This is a genomic window from Streptococcus sp. IsoGale022 (genome assembly GCF_031142805.1).
GTDB classification, from domain to species: Bacteria; Bacillota; Bacilli; order Lactobacillales; family Streptococcaceae; genus Streptococcus; species Streptococcus sanguinis_A.
This window is the reverse complement of sequence record NZ_JAKZJI010000015.1, coordinates 41,168-64,186: the sequence shown is the minus strand read 5'-3', so window position 1 is coordinate 64,186 and position 23,019 is coordinate 41,168. Positions and strand designations below refer to the sequence as shown.

The following is a 23,019-nucleotide window of genomic DNA, read 5'->3' as shown; positions in this document are numbered from 1 at the left end:
ATCTAAGAAGGAGGTCTTTAAAAACTTAATTAACTTAGTAAGATTTATTCTGCCTGCTTGTCTTCTTCAGATGCGGCAGCGACTTTTTCCCGGATAACCAAGACACCATCTTCCAAATCAGCCGTCAAATGCTTAGCATCTAGATTATCCAAGTGGAAGTCAGTCACCTTATCACGGATTTGCTGCTCGATGACACGGCGGAGTGGACGAACACCCATGACTTGGTCATAACCAGCGTCGCGCAGGAATTCCTTAGCTGCATCAGATACAGCCAGATCAATTTCTTTCTTGCTCAATGTTTGATTTACTTCGATCAGCATGAGATTCACAATCTCCATCAAATCTTCTTTCTTGAGATGAGAGAACTCAATAACCGCGTTGAAACGATTGAGGAATTCTGGACGGAAGTAAGCTTTGAGTCGATCCATCAGATCAGGCTTTTCAGCATCCTCTTCCAAGCCTGCTTCATAGCCAAATCCGGCATTGGAAGTCGCAATGATGACCGTGTTCTTGAAGTTGACGGTATTCCCTTGACCATCTGTCAAGCGACCATCATCCAGAACTTGAAGGAGAAGGGTAATCACCTGTGGATCCGCCTTTTCAATCTCATCCAAGAGAATGATAGAGTAAGGATTGCGGCGCACACGCTCGGTCAGGGTATTACTGTTATCATCATAGCCGACATAGCCTGCAGTGGTACCAATCAGCTTGGAAACAGCAGTCCGGTCGGAGTATTCTGACATATCCAGACGGATAATCGCTTCCTTGGTACCGAACATATCCAAAGCCAGTTGCTTGGCTAGCTCAGTCTTGCCGACACCTGTCGGACCAACAAAGAGGAAGCTTCCGATTGGACGGTTGCCTTCATCAAAGCCTGCACGGTTTCGGCGGATAGCCCTAGCTACAGCTTCTACAGCCTTGTCTTGACCAATAACCTTGGCTTTGAGACGGTCATTCATGCCCTTGAGGCGCTCAATGTCGCTGGCACCCATTTGAGATACCGGCACTCCCGTCATCCGCTCAACAGACTCCGCTACATCGTTGACTGTCGCCGTCACCTTCATATCCTCGGTGTGGTTTTGAATTTTCTTTTCCAGCTCTTCAATGCGGGTCTTGGCATTCAGAGCTGCTTCATAATCTTCTTTTTCAACAGCTGCTTCCTGCTTGTCTTTTTGCTCAGCAATCTCATGTTCAACCGCATGAACATCGGTTACTGGATGCTGGGCTGCCAGGTGGGCAGCAGTCACGTCGACTAGGTCAATCGCCTTGTCTGGCAGGCTCCGCTGTGGAATATACTGAACAGAGTAGTCCACAGCCGCTTTCAGCACTTCATCCGGCAGGATGACATTATGGTGCTTTTCGTACAGGTCCCGAATACCTCGAAGGATCTGATAGGTATCTTCGGCAGACGGTGCATTGACCTTGACTTCATTGAAACGACGAGCCAGAGCTGCATTTTTGAGAATGGTGTTACGGTACTCGTCCTGAGTAGTAGCCCCGATAACAGTCAACTCTCCACGTGAAAGCGCTGGTTTGAGAATATCCGCCATGCCCTTAGAGCCACTATCTCCACCGATAGATCCTGCTCCTAGGATTTGATGGATTTCATCAAAGAAGAGTATAATGTTGCCGGCTTCCTTGACTTCATTGACTAAGTTTTGGATATTTTCTTCAAAGCTACCGCGATATTGAGTACCAGCTTCCAGACCGGAAATATCAACAGAGATAATTTCCTTGTTCTTGATGGCCGCTGGCACATCACCGTTGACGATAGCCTGTGCCAATCCTTCTACGACAGCTGTCTTACCAACTCCAGCATCTCCGACCAGAACCGGATTATTCTTAGTCCGGCGGGAAAGGATTTCAGCAGTTTCTTGGATTTCCTTATTGCGCCCAATGACTGGATCTAACTTACCATCACGAGCTTCCTGAGTCAGATTGCGACCTAGCTTAGCCAGGATACCATCCTGCTTAGGTCCTTGAGCAGCAGTCTGGCTAGTCTGCTCCCCTGCTCCTTGACCGGGGAGCTTGCCAGTAGCCCGGTACTGAGCAAACTCTTCCGGTGTGACCTCTCTACCATTAATCAAGTAGCGCCGGTGTTCGCTGTTGTAGCCGCCCATGCGTCCCATGAGTTGGTTGAAAAGGTCGTCCATATTGTTAAAATTGTTGTAGTTGTTGTTCATAGCATTGCCTCACTTTTCTTCATTTTTCGCTTTACATAATTTTTATTTTTGCCAAAATTTCAGATAAGAAATCTTTTCCTTATCTACTATAAATATTCATTTGGGAGATCTTCTCCAATCTATTATTTTACATAACTTATTCGATTTCCAAAAATCAAGACTGAGTCAGTCTCTACTTTTATGAGTGAATCAAATCTCTTTCAGACGAAGATAATTTTACATAATTTCCAATCCTCCCAAAAATAATTGCCTTCCGGCTGTATTCATACCTTCTGATTAAATTTACGTAAACTTTTTTGTTTACAGTTGTAATTTTATCATGATAGAATTTATTTGTCAATAGATTTTACATAATTTTTTAAAATAAATTTACAGTTGTAATCAAAATTTTCGTTTAGATCCTTTTCATTCCTATAAAAAAGCCCTGCAAGCTAGAGTCATGCAGAGCCTTGTTTGTTTCAGCAGAATTTTTTCGTTCTTAGAAGAGTTCTCTATATAAAGCAATCGTTTCTTCTAGAGTCGGCATGAAGGGATTACCTGGCGCACAAGCATCAATCAAAGCGTTTTTAGATAGGTAGTCAAAGTCAAAGTCTTTTTCTTCGATACCAAGTTCAGTGAGTTTCTTCGGAATGCCAACCGTTTCAGACAATTTTTCGATTTCAGAAATAGCATAAGCTGCACATTCTTCATCAGTCTTGCCTTCGATTTGCAGACCAAGAGCTTTGGCAACATTGCGGAAAGCTTCTGGTACCCGTTTAGCATTTTCACGCTCTACAACTGGCAGGAGCATGGCACAGCAGACACCGTGCGGCAGATTGTAAACTGCCCCAAGCTGGTGAGCCATAGAGTGAACATAACCTAGTCCAGCATTGTTAAAGGACATACCACCAAGGAAGATGGCATTCACCATGCCTTCACGCGCTTCAATATCATGGCCATTGGCAACCGCACGAGGAAGGTATTCCTTGATAAGTTCAATAGCTCCGATAGATAATTTCTTGGTTACACCGTAGGCTCCTGGTGTGACGAGAGCTTCGACTGCGTGAGTCAAAGCATCCATACCTGTGGCTGCTGTGAGGGCAGCTGGTTTAGATACCATGAGTTCAGGGTCATTGACTGAGATCAGGGCCAAGCTATTCTTGTCCACCATAACCATCTTAACCTTGCGTTCCTCATCTGTAATGACATAGTTAATGGTAATTTCAGCTGAAGTTCCTGCTGTAGTATTGATTGCCACTACCGGCAGACCTTTCTTAGCAGACTTGTGCAAGCCTTCGTAGTCTTGTGGTTTACCACCATTTGTCGCAATAACTGAAATACAGCTAGCCGCATCCTGAGGTGAACCTCCGCCGACACTGATGATGAAGTCACAGTTGTGTTCCTTGAGAGCAGCTACACCATCCATGACGTTCTTACAAGTCGGGTTTGGCTCAACATCGCTGAAGACCACATACTGGATGCCTTCCGCATCTAGTGGTGCTAGGATTTGCGGCAGGATATCACTGCCTTCGATAAACTTATCCGTCACTAGCAAGGCCTTGCTATAACCCAGCTCCTTAACATAAGGGCCAACTTCCTTGACAACACCTTTGCCAATAAGATTGACAGCGGGTACGTAAAATGTAGACATATAATTTCTCCTTTTGAATTATATTGTTAATATAATAATACTGCAAAATTTTGCTTTTTGCAAGATTTTTGTGATTTTTTTAACAAGTCGATTGATAAAAAAAGCAAAGAAATTCCCAGATAAGGATGAGGAACAAGGGCATTCCTTTCCAGAAGCAACCTTGTCCACCTCTTACCTGTTTTTTTCATTAGCTGGCAATGACACCTTTTTTTCAAAATGATGTTGCCGTACAGAGCTCCCTCGCCCGTTTGGATGACCAAATAAGCTTTTTCCGCCTGCTCATAGAAAGCAAAGCGTTCAAATTCTTTAATGGCTGTACCTGGATAGTTCTTTTCTAATAAAGCCTTGTAGTCATCCCAGATGACTGGTACGGTCGGATCTCCCGGCACTACCTGCATAAGACCTGCTTGGTAGTCGCTATAGGTATCCAAGGGCAGCACAGTCAAGATAGCATCTAGCAGCGCTGGAACTCCGTGACCGTCACAGCGAACAACCCGCTGACCAATCCTATGGGCAGGGAAGTTTGCATCGGCAATGACCACTTCATCTCCGTGCCCCATCTCCATCAGATACTTGACCAATTCTGGACTTAAAATAGTTGGAATATGCTTTAACATCTAACTTCCTACTTTCATACTTGCTTGAAATTCTTGATAGGACTGAGCCAAATCTGAGCCTTCTTGAGCTTGGTATTGCTTGGTCTTTTCTGAATCCTTGATGAGCTTTTGGGCAGTCTGCCGATCTTGAATCTCACCCAAGGTCAAAAGCTGTGCCAAAATATTTCCCAAAGCGCTGGCTTCAATCGGCCCTGTTAGGACTGACTTCTGGCTTACATCAGCTGTCAGCTGGCAGAGTAGTTCGTTTTGGATACCGCCGCCGACCATGTGAATCTGCTCGATTTTTTGACCGGTCAGGCTCTCAATTTGCTCCACGGTTTGACGGTAGGCAAAAGCGAGACTTTCCAAGACCACTCGGACAACCTCTCCTTTGCTTTGCGGGACAGGCTGGTTGGTCATATGGCAACGCTCCTTGACCTTAGCCTCCATGTCTCCCGGAGCTGCAAAAATAGCATCATTGGGGTTAATCCAAGAGCGATTATTCGTGACGTCTCTTGCTAGTTTCACCATTTCAGCAAAGCTGATGTCCTCTCCTTGCAAGCGCCAGTCCCGCTGCAGTTCTTGGATAATCCAGAGACCTGTCGTATTCTTCAAAATCCGATAGCGTCCGTCAAAGCAGCCTTCATTGGTCAGATTGGCCTCTAAAGCTTCCTGGCTGGTCACAGGGTTCTGAGATTCTAGACCGACCAGAGACCAAGTACCGCAAGAGATAAAGGCTGTTGGCTGCTCACTCGCATAAGGAATAGCCAGAACAGCTGCCGCTGTATCATGACCAGCCCCAGCAATGACATCAAAAGGCTCAATTTTCAGCTCTTGTGTGATCCGTGGCGACAGGCTTCTCAGGACTTTTCCTCCCTGTATCACCTCACCAAACCACTTTTTAGGAATCCCTAGCGTCTCAAAAACGCTGTCAGACCATGTCTGAGAATTGATATTGAGCAAACCGCTGCTACTGGCAATGGTATACTCGCTGGATAAAACACCTGACAAAAGATAGTTAATCAAATCCGGCATAAAGAGCACACGCTCTGCAACTCTTGCCAAATGGGGCTTTTCCTGCAAATCAGCGAATAGTTGCAGAACAGTATTAATGCAGGCAGGCTGTACGCCTGTCTCCTCAAAAAGCGCCTTTTTGCTGATTTTCTTATAAAAAGTTTCTTCGTATTGGCCCATACGATTGTCACGATAACAATGCGGCTGGTAGAGCAGATCTCCGTTTTGGTCTAGGTAGGCATAGTCCACACCCCATGTATCAACGGATATGGATCGAATAGGAATCCCATCTGCTGAAGCTTTCTTGATCCCAATCTTGATTTCTCCAAACAGATGCAGGATATTCCAATAAAGACCGTCATTCACGTTCATCGGCTCGTTTTTGAACCGATGAACTTCTGATAGCTGGATACTATGGCCATTGTAAATTGCTTGCATGACACGACCTGAACTAGCACCTAGGTCAATGGCCAGTAATTTCATCAATGTCATTCTCATCTCCTCCAATACACCAATCTTTACAAACGATTTTGATTATTGGTAAAGCAATGGTTTGATTTCATCAGAGTCGATGTTCTTGGCATCATACCATTTTGATCCAGTGTCTACATCTTTGACTTCTTTTCCTTGAGCCGCTTCAATAGCTAATTTTACAGATTGATAGCCGATTTGAATTGGGTCTTGCGTAACAGAGCCTACAAAGAGACCATTGCGAATGGCATCTTGCTGCAAGGCACCTGAGTCAAAACCGACAGCCAAAATCTTGTCTGCACCGAGCTTGGATTCCTTGAAACTGCCATTTGCGTTGATAATAGCTTTAGCTGCAAATTCATTTGAACCGTAAATAGCGACTGTATCTGATTTTTCGAGCACAGTGGATGCTTCTGTCTTACCAGCTGCATCGTCTACTTGTGCTGGTACACGAACTTCAATGATAGCTTTGGCATCTGATTCAGAGACATTGTTTTTGAATTTATCGTGACCAACAACAGCCGTTTTGATGCCTTTCTTTTCTAGCAACTCAACCATCTTATCAATGAAACCGGAAGTCCGTTGTGTGATAGAAAGTGAATTTGCTTCTTGGGAAACCACCCCGATACGAACCGGTTTGTCGCCCAATTTCTTTTCTAACAATGGGAACAAGTGTTCTGCTGCATTGGCACCAGCAGCATGGTTATCTGTAGAGGCGGTTGCTTTGATTGCTCCGTCTGGTGCACCTGGAACTCCTGAGTCAAAACCAATCAAAGGAATGTTCTTGGCCTGGGCTTGTTTGATGGCATCTAGCTCTGATTCGGTATCAAGCGCTGCTAGGGCAATCGCATCTGGATTTTTGTTAATGGCATTGTTCAACTGTTCCAATTGTTCTGCGATAGCGGTTTCATTTTGAGGGCCGACAAAAGTAATCTTGGCTCCAAATTCATCTGCTGCTTGTTCAGCACCTTTATTTACGGCTTTCCAGAAATCGTGTTGGAATCCTTTGGCAATTACTTCTACACGATAGTCCCCACCCTTGCTGTTTGTAGCTTTATTACTGTCTTTCTTAGAAGAACAAGCAACTAGTCCAATTGCAGCAGCAGCAAGAAGTGCCGCAGTAGCAAATTTAAATGATTTTCTCATGGTAAAAACTCCTATTATATCTTATAAATTCATGAATATGATAGCGAGGGCTGTACTTATTTCTTCTTATTCTTGCGAATGAAAATATCAAAATAAACAGCGACGATAACAACGAAACCAGTAATAAAGAGTTGATAGTGGGGCTGTAGGTCGATATAAGGCAAACCAATTTTCAGGACTGACATGATGAAGACCCCGATAATGGTACCAATAACAGATCCGACACCGCCAGCTAGAGAAGTTCCCCCTACTACGACACCGGCAATCGCATCCAGCTCCATACCATTACCAGTACCTGGCAGAATCGTAGAGTAGGTGGCCGCATAAGCAACGGCAGCAAGCCCTGCTGACAGACCGCCTATGACATAGGCCATGCCTTCCCATTTGACAACATTGACCCCAGACAGACGAGTAGCTTCTTTATTGGAGCCAATAGCGAAGATATAGCGGCCAATTTTTGTCTTGTTCAATACTACCGCAGCAAGGACAGCCACAAGCACCAGCACGATTAAGCCTGTCGGGAAATTACCCTGGGTTCGGAATAAATCTTTGTACCAACCTTCACCTGTTCCACGAAGAGGGAAGGTTACACTTTGGACATTTGAGACAATGGAACTCAGACCTCGGGAAATCATCATCGTACCCAGCGTCGCGATAAAAGGCGGCAAACCGAATTTTGCGACCATGATTCCATTGAGCAGACCGAATAATCCTCCAATGACTAGAATGGCCAGCAAAGACAGCCAGAGCGGCCAGCCCATCTTGGTATGAAGGACGCCCCCGATAATAGCCGAGCACATCATCACCGTACCAATAGAGAGGTCAATACCACCTGTAATGATGACAAATGTGACCCCAATGGCAAGGAAACCAATATAATATGACGCATCTAAGATACTGACTACTGTATCAAACGAACGAAATGATTCGCTGGAGATGGCAAAGAAGGCAAAGATTACCACCAAGGCAATCAAGGCAATCAGCTTTTGTAAACCAACTGTTTTTTCTAATTTCATCCATAAGGATTGTTTCTCTTCCATACGTAAACACCTCTGTTTTCACTTTTAACGGTCAGTCGCTAGCGCCAAGATTCTCTCTTGTGTTGCTTGGCTAATATCCAGCTCACCCGTTTTTCTACCTTCACACATGACTACGATTCGATCGCTCATCCGTAAGATTTCTGTCAGTTCTGACGAAATCATAATAATGGATTTGCCTTGAGCAACCAGATCATTCATCAGTGTGTATATTTCACTTTTGGCACCGACATCAATCCCTCGTGTCGGCTCATCAAAGATTAAAATATCACTATTTTGTTCCAGCCATTTGGCGATGACCACTTTCTGCTGGTTGCCTCCCGAAAGATTGCGAACCAGCTGTTTGGATGACGGTGTCTTGGTATGTAAAGATTGAACAAACTGATCACTCGCCTTGACAATAGCACCATCATCAATCAATCCAGCCTTGATATACTTATCAAGATTGGTTATGACCGTATTGTTGGCAATGGTCATGTCCACGATACAGCCAAAGCGCTTGCGGTCTTCAGATAAGTAACCAATTCCTTCCCGAATGGCATCCTGGGGAGAATTGATGCTTACTTCTTTCCCATTTATAATAATGGAACCGTTTTCTTTTTTGTCTGCACCAAACAGCAAACGGGCAACTTCTGTCCGACCGGCTCCCATCAATCCTGAAAAGCCTAGAATTTCACCCTTATGGAGTTTGAAACTCACATCTTTAACGGCCGTTCCTGCACAGAGGTTTTTCACCTCCAGCACCACAGGGGCATCTTCTGCTACTGTTGATGCAGCCTTGGGATCTTCATAAATCGTCCGTCCAACCATCATCGAGATGATTTCATCCTTGGTGGTGTCTTTGGTATTGACCGTGCCTACATACTCGCCGTCCCGCATAACAGTCACGCGGTCTGTGATGCGGGCAATCTCATCCATCCGGTGAGAAATGTAGATAATACCGACACCTTTTGCACGCAGGTCGTCAATGATGACAAAGAGCTCATTGATTTCCGATTCAGTCAGAGCTGCTGTCGGTTCGTCAAAGACTATCACTTTGGCATCCATTGAGAGGGCCTTTGCGATTTCGACCATTTGTTGTTTCCCAACCGTCAGATTTCCTACTTTTTCAGTTGGGTTAATGTCTAGTTTTAAGAGACTAAAGAGTTCTTTTGCTTTCTTAATACTGGATGCATCGTTAATAAAGAAGCTGCCTTGAACTTCTTCCCGTCCAATAAAGATATTTTGAGCCACTGTTAGATGGTTCATCATATTCAATTCTTGGTGAACGATAACGATCCCTGCATCCATTGCTTCCTTGGGCTTGGAATAGACCACTTCTTCTTGATTGTAATGAATAGTACCCTCATTTGCTCCATAGATACCAGTCAAGACCTTCATCAAAGTGGATTTACCAGCCCCATTTTCACCCATTAGAGCATGCACTTCACCAGCCCGCAAGTCAAAATTGACCCCTTTTAAGGCTCGGACTGGACCGAAGCTTTTAACAATGCCCTTCATTTCTAATATGACAGGATGATCCATGCTACTCACCTACCTGTTCCAGTTTTGCAATTCTTGCTTTTAAATCTTCGATTTCTTCTATTTGATTGAGAAATACGGCGGCTAATTCGAGTAATAAATGGCTATTCATAAAATGGTCCTGAGCATGGACCGCTAGCAGACTTGGAGGATTGGCTTGACCACTCAGTTCAGACTGGATAAGGCTGGTCTGTAAGTTGTGAGCCTCCACGCTGAGTTTTCTCGCTTGTTCCAACTCAGCATTTGCTTCTTCCTTCTGACCTGACTGAGCCAACTCCAAACTCTGCATGACTTGCGCAGTCACTTTACTACTCTTGATAATCAGTCGCATCAGTTCTTGGCTTGAGCCTTTGTCTTGTCCTACCATAAGCCTAGTCCATCAATACTTCAGCCTGACGAAGCACTTCTTCGCCTCTCATCAACTCGAAATCTTCATCACTAATGACTGCGACTGGGACCTGCAGACTTGCTTTAGCCTTTTCTTCTAGATAGGCTAATTGCGGACTGAGCAATAAGACATCGATATTCTTCAAGTTATTCATACCCGTAATCCCAATGGAATAAAAGGAATAATCCAATTGGTCACGATGAATAACTTCATTGATTCGCTCTACCAACATACTGGTTGTTAAGCCGCCCACACAGGCTAGAATAATTGTCTTGGTCATCTAAGCTACTCTCTTTCTATCGGGCAGGCTGCGTGCCTAGAAAGAGGCACGCCCTCCCAAAATCTTTATTTATGAATTGGCCCTAATAATTGGCAAGCACGGTAGTCGGCTGATTCCAAATCTTCTGTACCGAACAGTGACCAGTTCTTGGGACGGAAGATGCCTTCCTCTGGCACATTGTGCATATTAACTGGGATACGCAGCATGGAAGCCAGCGTAATCAAATCCGCTCCAATATGGCCATAGGTGATAGCACCGTGGTTGGCTCCCCAGTTGTTCATAACATCATAGACAGACTTGAAGGCACCTTTTCCTGTCAAACGCGGTGCAAACCAAGTGGTTGGCCAGCCTGGATCTGTCCGATTATCCAAGGTATGATGCACTTCCTCTGGCAATTCCAAGGTATAGCCTTCAGCGATTTGCAAGACCGGACCTACGCCTTTCAGGATATTCAAGCGCACCATAGTTACAGGCATATGACCCTTGGTCAAGAAGCGAGTAGAGAAGCCACCACCACGGAAGTATTCGCGATTGGCTGGTGGGAAGTCTGTATTTTCAAGCATCGCATCTACTTCACTTTGTTCCAATTCCCAGAATGGCTTGATGACTGGTTTGCCGTCTCGACTGGCTTGCCCCGTTCCATCCAGGGTACAAGAGCCAGAGTTAATCAAGTGCAGGAAGCCATTAGCTGCCTGGCCTTCTAACTTGTGTCCTGTTACACGTTCTACCGCTTCTGGACTCCAATAAGTCCGGACATCTGCGAAGATTTGCGGTGTATTTGTCAAGAGATAGTTAAAGAGCATGGACACACCGTTGAGCGAGTCATTTTCTGTCGCAAAGACATAAGGTTTACGGATACCATTCCAATCAAACTGAGTATTGAGGAAGGTTTCCATGAAGTCCCCGTTCGGGAAGTGGTCAGTCCATTGACGCTGACCTTGGAAGCCAGCAACCAAGGCATGATGCCCAACAGCTTCTTCCTCAAAGCCAAGCTCAGCCAAGCGAGGATTGCCTTGCATGAGGTCTCGGCCAATCATGAACATCTTGACTACAAATTCCCATTGTTTTGCTTTTTCTTCTGGAGAAAGAACCAAGTCTTCACGGTTGCGATCCACACCCTCTTTGATGTGCTCTTTGACCCAAACCATGGCCCGTTCAAATTCTTCGTGGTCATAAATGCCTCGGTCAATCCGACGAGTAAACTCCGTCATATCAACTGATTCATTGCGCATGCCCAGGTATTCTTGGAAGAAGTCTGGGTTGACAATGGAACCACCAATTCCCATGGAGACGCTGCCCATAGACAAGTAAGCTGTGTCACGCATCAGTCCTGTTGCCAAAGCAGCCCGACTATAACGGAGAATTTTTTCTTTTACATCTTCTGGAATTTCAGTGTCGCTAGCTTCCTGGACATCTCTGCCATAAATACCAAAAGCTGGAATACCTTTTTGAGCATGTGAAGCCAGTACTGCAGCGAGATAAACAGCTCCTGGCCGTTCAGTGCCATTGAAGCCCCAGATTGCATGCGGAATATCTGGTGACATATCCATGGTTTCACTGCCATAGCACCAGCATGGTGTCACTGTGATAGTCGCGCAGACATTTGATTTTTTGAATAATTCATGCGATGCAGCTGCCTCAGGGACACGACCGATGGTAGATGGCGAAATAACACATTCAACAGGCTGACCGTCAGGATATTTCAAGGTTGAGCTAATCAAGTCCGCCACACTTTTAGCCATATTCATGGTTTGTACTTCTAGTGATTCCCGAACACCTTGGCGACGTCCGTCAATGGTTGGACGAATTCCAATACGTGGATGTTGAGTCATAATCATTTCCTCCGATGTTTCTTATTCTTTGATGCTTCCGTCACCATTATATTTACGATAACCAGGGTGACGGCCTGTGACTTTGTAATTGGCCCGCATTGCAAACAAGCGTTCCAAGGTTGGACGAGAAATCTCTTCCTCCTCAACTCCCTTAGTGGAAAGCAACATGCGTCCGTGGAAGGTGGTCTTAGCAACCAGCTCCAAGGTTTCCATCCGATAGTAAGCTGTAATCACATCGCTTCCTACAGTCAAGGCACCATGATTTTCAAGTAACATGACATCATGTTCTGGCAAGTATGGGGTGATGGCATCTGGCACTTCCATGGTAGATGGCACACCAAAGGGAGTGATTGGAATGGCTCCTACTACAATGGCACTCTCAATCAAGGAATAGGTATCAAGCGGAATGTGAGCCAGTGCAAAGCCAGTCGCAATTGGCGGATGCGCGTGGACGACAGCATTCACATCCTCCCGTTCTTCATAGCAGCGAATGTGCATCTTGATTTCACTGGATGGACGATAGCCGTCCTGAGCCTCAATAATCTCCCCTTTTAGATTGAGCTTGACGAGTTTTTCAGGCGTGATAAAGCTCTTACTGATACCTGTTGGCGTTGCAATAATGGTATCTTGGTCTAGACGGACTGAGACATTGCCGTCATTAGCGGCTACCCAGCCTAATTGCCACATCTTGTGGCATACATCACATATTTGTTCGCGGATTATTTCTTCTTGATGATCCATAATCTCACTCCTTTCTGGATTCATCATAATCTTTTTTGTAAACGCATTCAATACCTATACCTCTAATTGATAAATAGCCAACTTTTATATAACAATATAGCCAAAACTGTTCATAATCGTTCAATTTAATGGTTACTATATTGATTTTTTTTCGTTTATTGTGTTATAATGTGACCATAAATGTTCAGCTTTGTTCATCAGTGGAGGTCCCTATGGTTTCTTTGGAACGAATGAGTCGAATTATAGACATTCTCAGCAAGCGAAAGATTATTGCTACCGCCCAACTTGAAGAACTTTTGTACTGTTCTACATCAACACTTCGACGGGACTTGATTGAGCTAGAAAAAGAGGGGAAAATCATCCGCTCTCATGGTGAGGTCATGCTGATTACGACCAACAATGTAGAATATGTGTATTCTGCTCGCGCCCGTGAAGAAGAAAAAAGCAAGCAGCAAATTGCTGAAATTGCTTCAACTTTTATCACTCATAACCAGTCTATCTTCATTGACAGCTCTACGACTGCAGCCATGCTCATTCCGCATTTGGCACCTTTCCAGAACCTACGTGTCATAACCAATGGTATTGAAGCAGCCCGCCAGCTAAATAACTTTGAAAACGTCACCCTCTTCTTATCAGGCGGACACATTGGCTGCGGAACCAATTCCGCGCTGGGCGATTTTGCTGCCAACTTCATCAACAATTTCCATGCAGACTTACTCTTCTTTAGCTGCCGCGGATTGGATCGCTACGCTGCTTACGAAGCCAACCATAATCAGGCACACATCAAGCGGGAAATGATAGCTAATAGTGACAAGGCAATTCTATTGGCCGACCACTCTAAGTTTAACACCAGTCATTATTTCAAACTTTCCAACTACTCTAGTCTGGATTGCATTATCACCGACCAGCCACCAGTTGAATCCTTCCAAAATGCTGTCGGCAGCCAATGCGAAATCCTCTGGTAAGCAACTTTCTTTAAACACAAACTAGACCGAAATAGGCGTATCTCGGTCTAGTTTTTTACTATCTACTCATGCATCCATTATCAAGTCAAAGAATAACAGCTATCTATCAAAAATAAAAATCTGGACACAATCCAGATTTTAAATCATATACTCTACACTATAACTGGCATCCGACAGAATGCGGGACAGAAACTGTTTGGTCCGCTCTTCCTTTGGACTGCTGAAGAATTCCTGAGGAGGATTTTCTTCGACGATATGACCTCCGTCCATAAAGATGACATGGTTGGCCACATCTCGGGCAAAGCTCATCTCGTGGGTCACAACGACCATGGTCACTCCCTCTTGAGCCAGCTGTTTCATGACACTGAGAACTTCCCCGACCAGTTCCGGATCTAGAGCCGAAGTTGGCTCATCCAGCAGGATGACATCTGGCTTGACAGCAATGGCACGGGCAATTCCAATCCGCTGCTGCTGGCCGCCTGATAGCTGAGAAGGATAATAGTCCTTGTAGGCCAAGAGGCCCACGCGCTTCAAGGACTCTTCTGCAATCTCAAGCGCTTCTTCTCTCGGTATCTTACGAGCGATCACTAAGCCCTCTAAGATATTTTCAAGGGCTGTTTTATTGGCAAAGAGATTATAATGCTGAAAGACAAAGGCTGTCTTTCTACGAATTTCCAAAATCTCCTTTTTGCTAAGTTTAGCCAAATCATAGTCCTTACCAGACAAAGTCAGCTGGCCGCCATCCGCTTTTTCTAAGTGATTCAGACAGCGCAGAAATGTTGTTTTCCCAGAGCCTGAGGGTCCCAGAATAACCACAACGTCACCTTGATTGACCTTGAGACTGACATCTGCCAGCACCTGGTGCTCTCCAAATCGTTTGGAGATATGTTTTACTTCTAACATAATCTTTCCTTCCTAAGCAAGAGCGGAGCGCTTTTCCAAGTCCCTAAAAATCCACTGAATCAAGCCACAAATAATGAGATAAATAACAAAAATCACCAGGTAAGACTCTGAATACTGGTAAGAATGGGAGGCCTCTATCTTAGCCAAGGCTGTGATATCCTTGACCGTCATGACAAACACCAGCGAGGTTCCCTTGACTAGATTGATAACCAGATTGGCCAGATTGGGCAGGGCAGAGCGCAATGCCTGAGGAAAAACAATCCTCCGATAAGCTTGAAAATTCGTTAAACCAATCGCTTGAGCCGCCTCCAACTGCCCTTTATCCACTGTCAAAATGGCAGAGCGCAGTATTTCCGACAAACTACCTGTCGTCATTAGGCTATAGATGATGAAAGCATAGTAAAGCGGATTGAACTTAAAGACGTCTACCTGACTACCCAGACTTTTGAATATTTGATTCAGTAAGCTAGGAAAAAGACTGTAGAAAAAGAGAATGAGCAAAATGGGCGGCGTTGCCCGAATAAAGGCCAGATAAACCACCGAAAAGGTCCGCACACCTCGAACTTTATAAATCTGCCCCAGAGCTAGAAGAAGAGCCGGAATAAAGCTGAGCAGAATAGCCACCACCATAATGATCAGGGTTACTGGAATTCCTTTCAACGTTACCAGAAAGGTATTTACAATATAATTCAAATCCATGCTTTACCTCTCCTTGACTGTCAGACTTTTTTCCAGAAGCTGGGAAGCCAGCGAAACCACTAGGGCAATCCCCCAGTAAATCAAGGCCACCGCTGTATAGGTTTCGAGGGAATAATTTCCCAGATTCCGGCTGATGAGATTTTGTCCTGCTCCCATGACATCAACTGCCCCAATCGTATAAGCCAGAGCAGCATCCCGCATGAGATTAAGAAGGGCAGTCGTGAGATTGGGCAGGGCGATGCGAAAAGCCTGTGGCAGGACGATGCGCAGAAAAGTCTGTACCGGTGTCAAGCCAATACTGAGACCTGCCTCGGTCTGTCCCTTGGGAACAGCAAGATAAGCTGCCTTGAAGACTTCCGCAATCATGGCCGCAAAGAGCAAAATCATGGTGATGATGACAAAAACAGTCCGCGACCAATTATTGATATCCAGCCCCAGCCACCATTCTAAAAACTCTGGAATACCATAAAAAACCAAGAAAAGTAAGACAATAGGCGGTGTACATCTAAGAATAAATATATATCCTCTAGCCAGACCAGCAAAAGACTGCTCCTCAGCAATCTGAGCCCAAGCCAACAGACCACCCAGCAAGGAGCCAATCAATGCTGTCACAAACATAATCCATAAAGTGGTCGGCAGAGCCTGCAGCAGACTAGGCAGCAGGCCAAAGACACGGGATAAGTCATACGAGACCATAATTTTCTTCTCCTTCAACAGTGATTAGATAGAATAAGCTTCTCTTGGACGGACACTTTCAGATTGGAGCAGCCTTGCTCTCTCTTTGAAAATTCCTTCAAACAGCATCAAGGTCAGCTTAGAAGCCACCAGCTCTGTATTTAGCTAGTTTCTCAGTCAGCCTTTGATTTTCCATGATCAGCAGACAACAGCCACTAATCCTTGTCCACATAAGAGAAGACATCTTCTCCGAAATACTTCTCCGATAGTTTAGCCAAGGTTCCGTCTTTTTCCAGTTCCTTAATTGCCTTCTCGTATGCCTTGGCAAATTTTTCATTTTTTTCGTTTTTATGAAGCAGGGGATAGGTCGGAATCCCCTTGTAAGGGAACCAAGTTAGTTGATCCGCATACTGATGGTAAGAACCTTCCTTGTCTGTCACAGCTTTTTCAAACGACAGCTTGATGTCAAAAAAAGCATCGTAGCGCCCTTCCAGAACCCAAGCATAAGCATCAGCAACCTTGAAGGTCTCTGCTGCAGTCAAATCAATGGGAGCACCGCTATGCTTTTTGTTATATTCTTCGATAACGGCCCATTGAGCATTCTGCGGAGAGATAGGTACCAGCTTACCCTTTTCCTTGGCAAAATCATCAATGGTCTTAAATTTTGCAGCGTCTTCCTTGCGGATAGTGAAACCGATAATGCTAGCACCGATTGGGCTTTCTGGAATGATGAACTTCTTCGCCCGCTCTTCGGTGTACCATGCTCCCTTGGTTCCAATATCATATTTCCCAGATTCCAGACCGACTAAAAGATCCTCGTCACTAGTACCAGTATATTCAAACTGATAGTCTGGCAGCTTTTCATCAATAGCCTTGAGAACAGCAACCTCATAGCCATCTGATTCTCCCTTTTCATCCACAAAGTCATAAGGAACATAGTTCTGTGTATGTGCCACTTTTAAAGTCGTGACCTTGCCACTGCCAGATGCAGAGCTGCTCGTCTTGCTAGATGAAGCACCTGTCAAGGTCCGCCCCAAATAAGTCGCTGCTACAATAGCAATCACTGCTGCTCCACCAATAATCCATTTTTTCTTGCTCATTCTTTCGTCTCCTTCTTATGCTAAGTTTGCTGCTTGGCGAACCCACTGAATCCGCTCTGTCTTAATATCGCTTGGAATAGTACAGTCAGCCCCGATAATCAAAGCGTCCTTGCCAGCCTCTGCTATCAGCCGCTTGGTCTCGTCTTTAATAGCCGCTTGACTGCCCGTGTAGAGCAGGCCGTCCTTGCCATTTTCAAAACCACCTAGGACAGTGCGGCCGCCAAATAATTTTCGTCCCTCCGCTAGGCTGATGCCTTCTGGCCCCACTGCCCAGTTGATGACTTGAGCTGGATAATCTGTGAAAAGATGAACATCGTTTCGCGCGCCTTCGTAACCGCAAATGTGCAGGATATTCACTCCGCCAGCCGCGTTGGCTGCTTCCAGCACCGCCAATTCACTAGGAGCAATAAAAGTCTTATAGTCTTCAGCTGACACCCGCGCATCCTGAATGCTCTGAACGCTGAGGTAGATTCCATCCGCACCAGCTTCCTTGATAATCCGCTCCGTCAGAGCCGCAATATCTTGAGCAATCACATCCAGCACCCGCTTCGTGAGCACCGCATCCTCTGCCAGGAAATCTGCAATGATGTCATCTCCACCGGCAACCTTGCCGACCAACCATTTGAAATAGGTCACTGGCGCAAAAATATTGTAAATAGCGACCAAGTCCTCTGTAAAGCTAGCCTTAATCTTCTGAACCAGCTCCACCTGCTCACTAATCCAAGGGTGGTCAGCACCTAGCGGCTCAATATCTGCCAACTCCTTGATAGATTGGACTTTTTTCAAGCGCTCGTTAGGATAGGCAAAATAACCATCACTCATCAGCTTGATAAAGTCTGGCTCGACTTCTGCCAGAAAAGCTTGATGACCAGCCAGATTTTTATCAATAATGGCCTGATTTCCAAAACCAGCCAGCCACTCCTCCTCGCTGGTAAAATGATGCCAGAAACCAACTGGCACTCGGTCGACGGGCTCTCCTCTGAAAGCCTTCAGTACTAATTCTCTTTTTGAAGTCATCTTCTCTCCTTTTTCTATTGTTCCTATCTCGCCAACGAGTTGTTTTTTAGCTTTTTAATTAGGTTAATTCATCTTTTTAAGTAAAATTCTAATCCGACAAGAGCAGAGCCACAATATCATCGGGCTGCATCAATCCAGTTGACTGCTCTGGCAGTTTCTTGAGCACCTGCAAATCATCTTCTTTTTTGTCTGAAGACTGGTGAGCATAAATCTGACTGATGCTCAGAAAGGTGCCTATTATCAAGAACATCAGAGCAAGAGCAGCAAGCCTTTTTTGATACCAGTTCATCTATCTTCCTCCTTGAAAGAGTTGAAAATTACTCTTTGATTGCTTTGGCAAATCTATCAGAACTGACTAGCCGCCTGACGAATCCAGTCCAGTCTTTCTACTTCGAAATCATCTGGTACTGTGCAGTCAGCCCCAAGAATCACTCCCTGTCTGCCAGCTGCAGCCAGCAGCCGCTTGGTCTCATCCTCTAACTCTGCACGACTGCCTGTATTTAGAAGAGCTGCTCTGCCATTTTCAAAGCCGCCCAGGACAGTCTGACCGCTAAAGAGCTTGCGCCCTTCCGCTAAGCTGACACCCTCATGATGGGTTGCCCAGTTAAAGACTTGAGCCGGATAGTCCTTGAACAGTTCCAAATCATTGCTGGCTCCTTCAAAGCCGCAAATGTGGAGAATATTCTGACCGCCAGCCGCATTGGCCGCTTCCAGAACCTTGACCGTACTAGGCTCAATATAACGACGATAACTGGCCGCATCTACCCGACCGTCTTGGACTTGCTGGGTACTGAGATAAATCCCCTCAATGCCCGCTTCCTCAATGATACGTCTAGTCAAAATAGCAATATCGCCGGCAATGACATCTAAAACATGTCCTGTCAGCTCGGAATCCTCTGCCAGAAAATCTGCAATTTCTCTATCTCCTCGTGACCCTTCCCTGCGGAACCAGCGCTTGAGATAGGAGACCGGCGCAAAGATATTGTAGAAGGAAGCGAGGTCCTCTGGATAGCTTGCTTTTACAGCCTTAACCATCTCAATCTGCTGCTCAATCCAAGGATGATGCTCTCCGATAGACTGGATAGCAGCCAAGTCCCGAATGGACTCAATATGATCCGAATAAAGCGCGCTAGGATACTTAAAGAAGCCATCGCTCATAATCTTGACAAAGTCTGGCCGTGCAGCTCGAACATAAGCAACATGCCCCTCAACACTTTTATTGAAAATCACTGGATTATCCAGGCCCAACATCTTTTCCTCTTGGCTTACAAAGTGAAACCAGAAACCAACTGGTACTCGGTCAACTTCTTCACCCCGAAAAGCTCTCAGCACTAATTCTTTCTTGCTGACCATTACTTCCTCCTTCTTTGAATTTGTAATATATCTTACCATCCTCTTTTTCTCCTGGGAAATATATTTTCCCTATCAGCCTGATTAAAAATATTTATCAAAGCAAAATAAAAAAGCTAGACTAAGCTAGCTTTTTCAAGGCTTTTCAGACTCTGCTGAATAACCTTATTTTCTGTACCCTTTTTAGATAAGTACCATATATATTTTCTATAGACGAGATAGATAATTTTTATAGGCACAGCCTGCTGCACTTATTCTACAGTGACAGACTTAGCCAGATTACGCGGTTTGTCAACATCCAGGCCACGGTGCAAGGTTGCAAAGTAAGCAATGAGCTGTGTCGGTACCACCATAGAGATTGGTGACAGGTATGGGTGAACCTGATTGAGCACGATATCGTCGCCTTCTTTGGCTACATTCTCCTCAGCAATGGTCAACACCTTGGCACCCCGAGCTACGACTTCTGAAATATTGCCCCGAGTATGGCTAGCCAAGACTTCGTCTGAAAGCAGGGCCAAAACTGGTGTTCCATCTTCAATCAGAGAGATCGTACCGTGTTTGAGCTCACCAGCCGCGAAGCCTTCACACTGGATATAAGAAATTTCTTTGAGTTTTAAGCTAGCTTCCATCGCCACATAGTAGTCTTGACCACGGCCGATATAGAAAGCATTGCGAGTTGTTTCTAGAAGGCCACGGACCTTATTGTCAATCAACTCTTTTTCTGACAAAGTGGACTCAATAGACTGCGCAACTAAGGACAGCTCGTGAACCAAGTCAAAGACTGCCGCTTTTTCAGAAGCATTGGCATCCCCAACAGCTTTAGCCAAGAAAGCCAAGGTTGCAATTTGAGCTGTATAGGCCTTAGTAGAAGCAACCGCAATTTCCGGACCTGCATGCAGCAGCATGGTATGATTGGCTTCCCGAGAAAGCGTAGAACCTGGAACATTGGTCACGGTCAAACTTGGAATACCCATCTGATTCGCCTTGACTAAGACCTGACGGCTGTCAGCTGTCTCACCAGATTGGCTGATAAAGATGAAGAGAGGCTTCTTGCTAAGGAGCGGCATAGCATAGCCCCACTCAGAAGCAATGCCCAGCTCAACAGGTGTATCTGTCAGCTCTTCCAGCATACGCTTAGAAGCATAGCCAGCATGGTAAGAAGTTCCAGCTGCAAGGATATAGAGACGGTCAGCTTCCTGAACAGCTTTGACAATATCTGCATCTACTGATACTTGCCCCTTATCATCTGTATAAGCGCTGATTAGCTTACGCATCACAGTTGGCTGCTCATCGATTTCCTTGAGCATATAGTATGGATAAGTTCCCTTACCAATATCGGACAAGTCAAGCTCAGCTGTATAGCTTTCACGCTCCAGAGTATGCCCGTCATAATCCTGCACTTCCACACTGTCTTTACGGACAATAACCAGCTCTTGGTCATGAATTTCCATAAACTGACTTGTCTCGCGAATCATGGCCATAGCATCTGAGCAGACCATATTGTAGCCCTCACCCAGTCCGACTAAAAGTGGAGATTTATTCTTAGCAACATAGATAACATCTGCATCTTCTGAATCCACCAAAGCAAAGGCATAAGAACCACGGATAATGTGAAGAGCTTTTTTAAAGGCTTCTAAAACAGACAAGCCTTCTTCTTCAGCAAATTTGCCAATCAGATGCACAGCAATCTCTGTATCTGTCTGCCCATTGAAGTCATGACCAGCTAGATAAGTATTCTTAATATCAAGATAGTTCTCAATCACACCGTTGTGAACCAAGACAAAACGGCCAGTCTGTGAAGTATGAGGATGGGCATTGTTTTCACTTGGTTTTCCATGAGTAGCCCAACGAGTATGTCCGATACCAGTAGTCCCAGCAACATCAATGCCAATTTTAGAATGTAGGTCAGCGATACGACCGACCGACTTGACCAGACTAGAAGTTTTCCCTGTTGTTACAAAAATTCCAGCCGAGTCATAACCTCGGTATTCCAGCTTTTCCAAGCCTTGCATCAAAATATCTGTTGCGTTGCGATTTCCGACAACTCCGACAATTCCACACATAACGTTACTTCTGATTTCTAGTCTTAGAAACCAGCCCTTCTTATTAAAAATTGGTATAGTCTTCTTGGAGTCCAAAAACTCCAACAAAGCTAGTATACACACAGTTTTTCACTTTGTCAAGCATGAAATTGGTATAGTTTTCTTTAAGGAAAGTATGCTTGGATTCTCTCTTCACTAAACAGCTCCCTTGAAGCATTTAGAAAAATGGACAGATGTAGTAAAAATGACTTTCTATATGACTAAAAATTTGGAAAATAGAAGAACAACATACCACAGCTCTGTCTTTGATGATTCTCACAAAGCAAGGTACAGAAAAAGAGACTCAAATGAGCCTCTTTCTTTTACCATTGAATTATTTAGCGATTTTCGCGAAGTATTCAAGAGTACGTACAAGTTGTGCAGTGTATGACATTTCGTTGTCATACCATGATACAACTTTAACCAATTGTTTGCCGTCAACATCAAGAACTTTAGTTTGAGTTGCGTCAAACAATGAACCGTAAGACATACCTACGATATCTGAAGATACGATTGGATCTTCTGTGTAACCGTATGATTCGTTAGCTGCTGCTTTCATAGCTGCGTTTACTTCATCAACTGTTACGTTCTTTTCAAGAACAGCAACCAATTCAGTAACTGATCCAGTTGGAGTTGGAACGCGTTGTGCAGATCCGTCCAATTTACCGTTCAATTCTGGGATAACCAAACCGATAGCTTTAGCAGCACCAGTTGAGTTAGGAACGATGTTTGCAGCACCAGCACGAGCACGACGAAGGTCACCACCACGGTGTGGTCCGTCAAGGATCATTTGGTCACCAGTGTAAGCATGGATAGTAGTCATCAATCCTTCAACAACACCGAAGTTGTCTTGAAGTGCTTTAGCCATTGGAGCCAAGCAGTTTGTAGTACATGAAGCACCTGAGATAACTGTTTCAGTACCGTCAAGAACGTCATGGTTAGTGTTAAATACAACTGTCTTAACGTCATTTCCACCAGGAGCAGTGATAACAACTTTCTTAGCACCACCTTTAAGGTGTTTTTCAGCAGCATCTTTCTTAGCAAAGAAACCAGTTGCTTCAAGAACGATTTCTACACCGTCAGTAGCCCAGTCAATTTGTTCTGGGTCACGTTCAGCAGAAACTTTAACGAATTTACCGTTAACTTCGAATCCACCTTCTTTAACTTCAACAGTACCATCGAAACGACCTTGAGTTGTGTCATATTTCAACAGATGTGCAAGCATTACTGGATCTGTAAGGTCGTTGATGCGAGTAACTTCAACACCTTCTACGTTTTGGATACGACGGAAAGCAAGACGACCGATACGACCGAAACCGTTAATACCAACTTTAACTACCATTCGTGATTTCCTCCTTATGAAAATCAAAAAATTTTTATGTGAAAAGAG

General features: G+C 44.8%; 20 protein-coding genes and 1 pseudogene. 1 reads left to right on the top strand and 20 read right to left on the bottom strand.

Annotated features, from left to right (window positions below; all coding sequences use genetic code 11):
• Positions 1 to 44: 44 nt before the first annotated feature.
• From RG608_RS08530 to RG608_RS08480, 11 genes and pseudogenes are all read right to left on the bottom strand, one after another.
• A complete protein-coding gene (locus RG608_RS08530) occupies positions 45 to 2,183 on the bottom strand; it encodes an ATP-dependent Clp protease ATP-binding subunit (protein ID WP_308946832.1) in 2,139 nt (712 codons plus the stop codon).
• A gap of 478 nt (positions 2,184 to 2,661) precedes the next feature.
• Positions 2,662 to 3,813, bottom strand: coding sequence for an iron-containing alcohol dehydrogenase (locus tag RG608_RS08525; RefSeq protein ID WP_268686818.1), 1,152 nt, complete (start codon positions 3,811 to 3,813; stop codon positions 2,662 to 2,664).
• A 206-nt stretch (positions 3,814 to 4,019) separates the two neighbouring features.
• Positions 4,020 to 4,430, bottom strand: a pseudogene (locus RG608_RS08520) (RbsD/FucU family protein); the annotation flags it as partial.
• Positions 4,431 to 5,915 carry a rhamnulokinase family protein gene (locus RG608_RS08515; RefSeq protein ID WP_268686816.1) on the bottom strand — a complete coding sequence of 495 codons (1,485 nt, stop codon included), beginning with the start codon at positions 5,913 to 5,915 and terminating at the stop codon, positions 4,431 to 4,433.
• A 42-nt stretch (positions 5,916 to 5,957) separates the two neighbouring features.
• Positions 5,958 to 7,040, bottom strand: coding sequence for an ABC transporter substrate-binding protein (locus tag RG608_RS08510; RefSeq protein WP_002927987.1), 1,083 nt, complete (start codon positions 7,038 to 7,040; stop codon positions 5,958 to 5,960).
• A 56-nt stretch (positions 7,041 to 7,096) separates the two neighbouring features.
• Positions 7,097 to 8,080 (bottom strand): ABC transporter permease, encoded by a 984-nt coding sequence (locus RG608_RS08505; protein WP_268686815.1) that lies wholly within the window; start codon positions 8,078 to 8,080, stop codon positions 7,097 to 7,099.
• 24 nt (positions 8,081 to 8,104) lie between these two features.
• The gene (locus RG608_RS08500; RefSeq protein WP_268686814.1) at positions 8,105 to 9,601 is read right to left on the bottom strand and encodes a sugar ABC transporter ATP-binding protein; all 1,497 of its coding nucleotides are present in this window, start codon (positions 9,599 to 9,601) and stop codon (positions 8,105 to 8,107) included.
• Position 9,602: 1 nt separating this feature from the next.
• On the bottom strand, positions 9,603 to 9,965 hold the full coding sequence (locus RG608_RS08495; RefSeq protein ID WP_268686813.1) for a PTS lactose/cellobiose transporter subunit IIA: 363 nt from the start codon (positions 9,963 to 9,965) through the stop codon (positions 9,603 to 9,605).
• Between the two features lie 4 nt (positions 9,966 to 9,969).
• Positions 9,970 to 10,266, bottom strand: coding sequence for a PTS sugar transporter subunit IIB (locus tag RG608_RS08490; RefSeq protein ID WP_002916544.1), 297 nt, complete (start codon positions 10,264 to 10,266; stop codon positions 9,970 to 9,972).
• A gap of 65 nt (positions 10,267 to 10,331) precedes the next feature.
• Positions 10,332 to 12,098, bottom strand: coding sequence for an L-fucose isomerase (locus tag RG608_RS08485; RefSeq protein ID WP_308946831.1), 1,767 nt, complete (start codon positions 12,096 to 12,098; stop codon positions 10,332 to 10,334).
• A gap of 21 nt (positions 12,099 to 12,119) precedes the next feature.
• Positions 12,120 to 12,839 (bottom strand): class II aldolase/adducin family protein, encoded by a 720-nt coding sequence (locus RG608_RS08480; RefSeq protein ID WP_032906171.1) that lies wholly within the window; start codon positions 12,837 to 12,839, stop codon positions 12,120 to 12,122.
• A 212-nt stretch (positions 12,840 to 13,051) separates the two neighbouring features.
• Here RG608_RS08480 and RG608_RS08475 point away from each other — a divergent pair, with 212 nt between their 5' ends.
• Positions 13,052 to 13,804, top strand: coding sequence for a DeoR/GlpR family DNA-binding transcription regulator (locus tag RG608_RS08475; protein ID WP_002928000.1), 753 nt, complete (start codon positions 13,052 to 13,054; stop codon positions 13,802 to 13,804).
• A gap of 138 nt (positions 13,805 to 13,942) precedes the next feature.
• Here RG608_RS08475 and RG608_RS08470 read toward each other — a convergent pair whose 3' ends face one another.
• The 9 genes from RG608_RS08470 to gap all read right to left on the bottom strand — a co-directional run bounded on the left by RG608_RS08470 (position 13,943) and on the right by gap (position 22,971).
• Positions 13,943 to 14,707: an amino acid ABC transporter ATP-binding protein gene (locus tag RG608_RS08470; RefSeq protein WP_002902206.1), complete on the bottom strand. Its 765-nt coding sequence runs from the start codon at positions 14,705 to 14,707 to the stop codon at positions 13,943 to 13,945.
• Positions 14,708 to 14,719: 12 nt separating this feature from the next.
• Positions 14,720 to 15,406, bottom strand: coding sequence for an amino acid ABC transporter permease (locus RG608_RS08465; protein WP_002928001.1), 687 nt, complete (start codon positions 15,404 to 15,406; stop codon positions 14,720 to 14,722).
• Between the two features lie 3 nt (positions 15,407 to 15,409).
• Positions 15,410 to 16,102 carry an amino acid ABC transporter permease gene (locus RG608_RS08460; protein WP_002916549.1) on the bottom strand — a complete coding sequence of 231 codons (693 nt, stop codon included), beginning with the start codon at positions 16,100 to 16,102 and terminating at the stop codon, positions 15,410 to 15,412.
• 194 nt (positions 16,103 to 16,296) lie between these two features.
• Entirely contained in the window at positions 16,297 to 17,181 is an 885-nt protein-coding gene (locus RG608_RS08455) for a transporter substrate-binding domain-containing protein (RefSeq protein ID WP_002928009.1), read from the bottom strand.
• Between the two features lie 15 nt (positions 17,182 to 17,196).
• Entirely contained in the window at positions 17,197 to 18,198 is a 1,002-nt protein-coding gene (locus tag RG608_RS08450; protein WP_268686811.1) for a uroporphyrinogen decarboxylase family protein, read from the bottom strand.
• A gap of 88 nt (positions 18,199 to 18,286) precedes the next feature.
• Positions 18,287 to 18,487: a hypothetical protein gene (locus tag RG608_RS08445; RefSeq protein WP_268686810.1), complete on the bottom strand. Its 201-nt coding sequence runs from the start codon at positions 18,485 to 18,487 to the stop codon at positions 18,287 to 18,289.
• A gap of 56 nt (positions 18,488 to 18,543) precedes the next feature.
• On the bottom strand, positions 18,544 to 19,590 hold the full coding sequence (locus tag RG608_RS08440) for a uroporphyrinogen decarboxylase family protein (RefSeq protein ID WP_268686809.1): 1,047 nt from the start codon (positions 19,588 to 19,590) through the stop codon (positions 18,544 to 18,546).
• Positions 19,591 to 19,799: 209 nt separating this feature from the next.
• On the bottom strand, positions 19,800 to 21,611 hold the full coding sequence (gene glmS, locus RG608_RS08435) for a glutamine--fructose-6-phosphate transaminase (isomerizing) (RefSeq protein WP_268686808.1): 1,812 nt from the start codon (positions 21,609 to 21,611) through the stop codon (positions 19,800 to 19,802).
• Positions 21,612 to 21,963: 352 nt separating this feature from the next.
• Complete coding sequence (gene gap, locus RG608_RS08430) at positions 21,964 to 22,971, bottom strand: type I glyceraldehyde-3-phosphate dehydrogenase (protein WP_002893859.1); 1,008 nt, start codon at positions 22,969 to 22,971, stop codon at positions 21,964 to 21,966.
• Positions 22,972 to 23,019 lie beyond the last annotated feature (48 nt).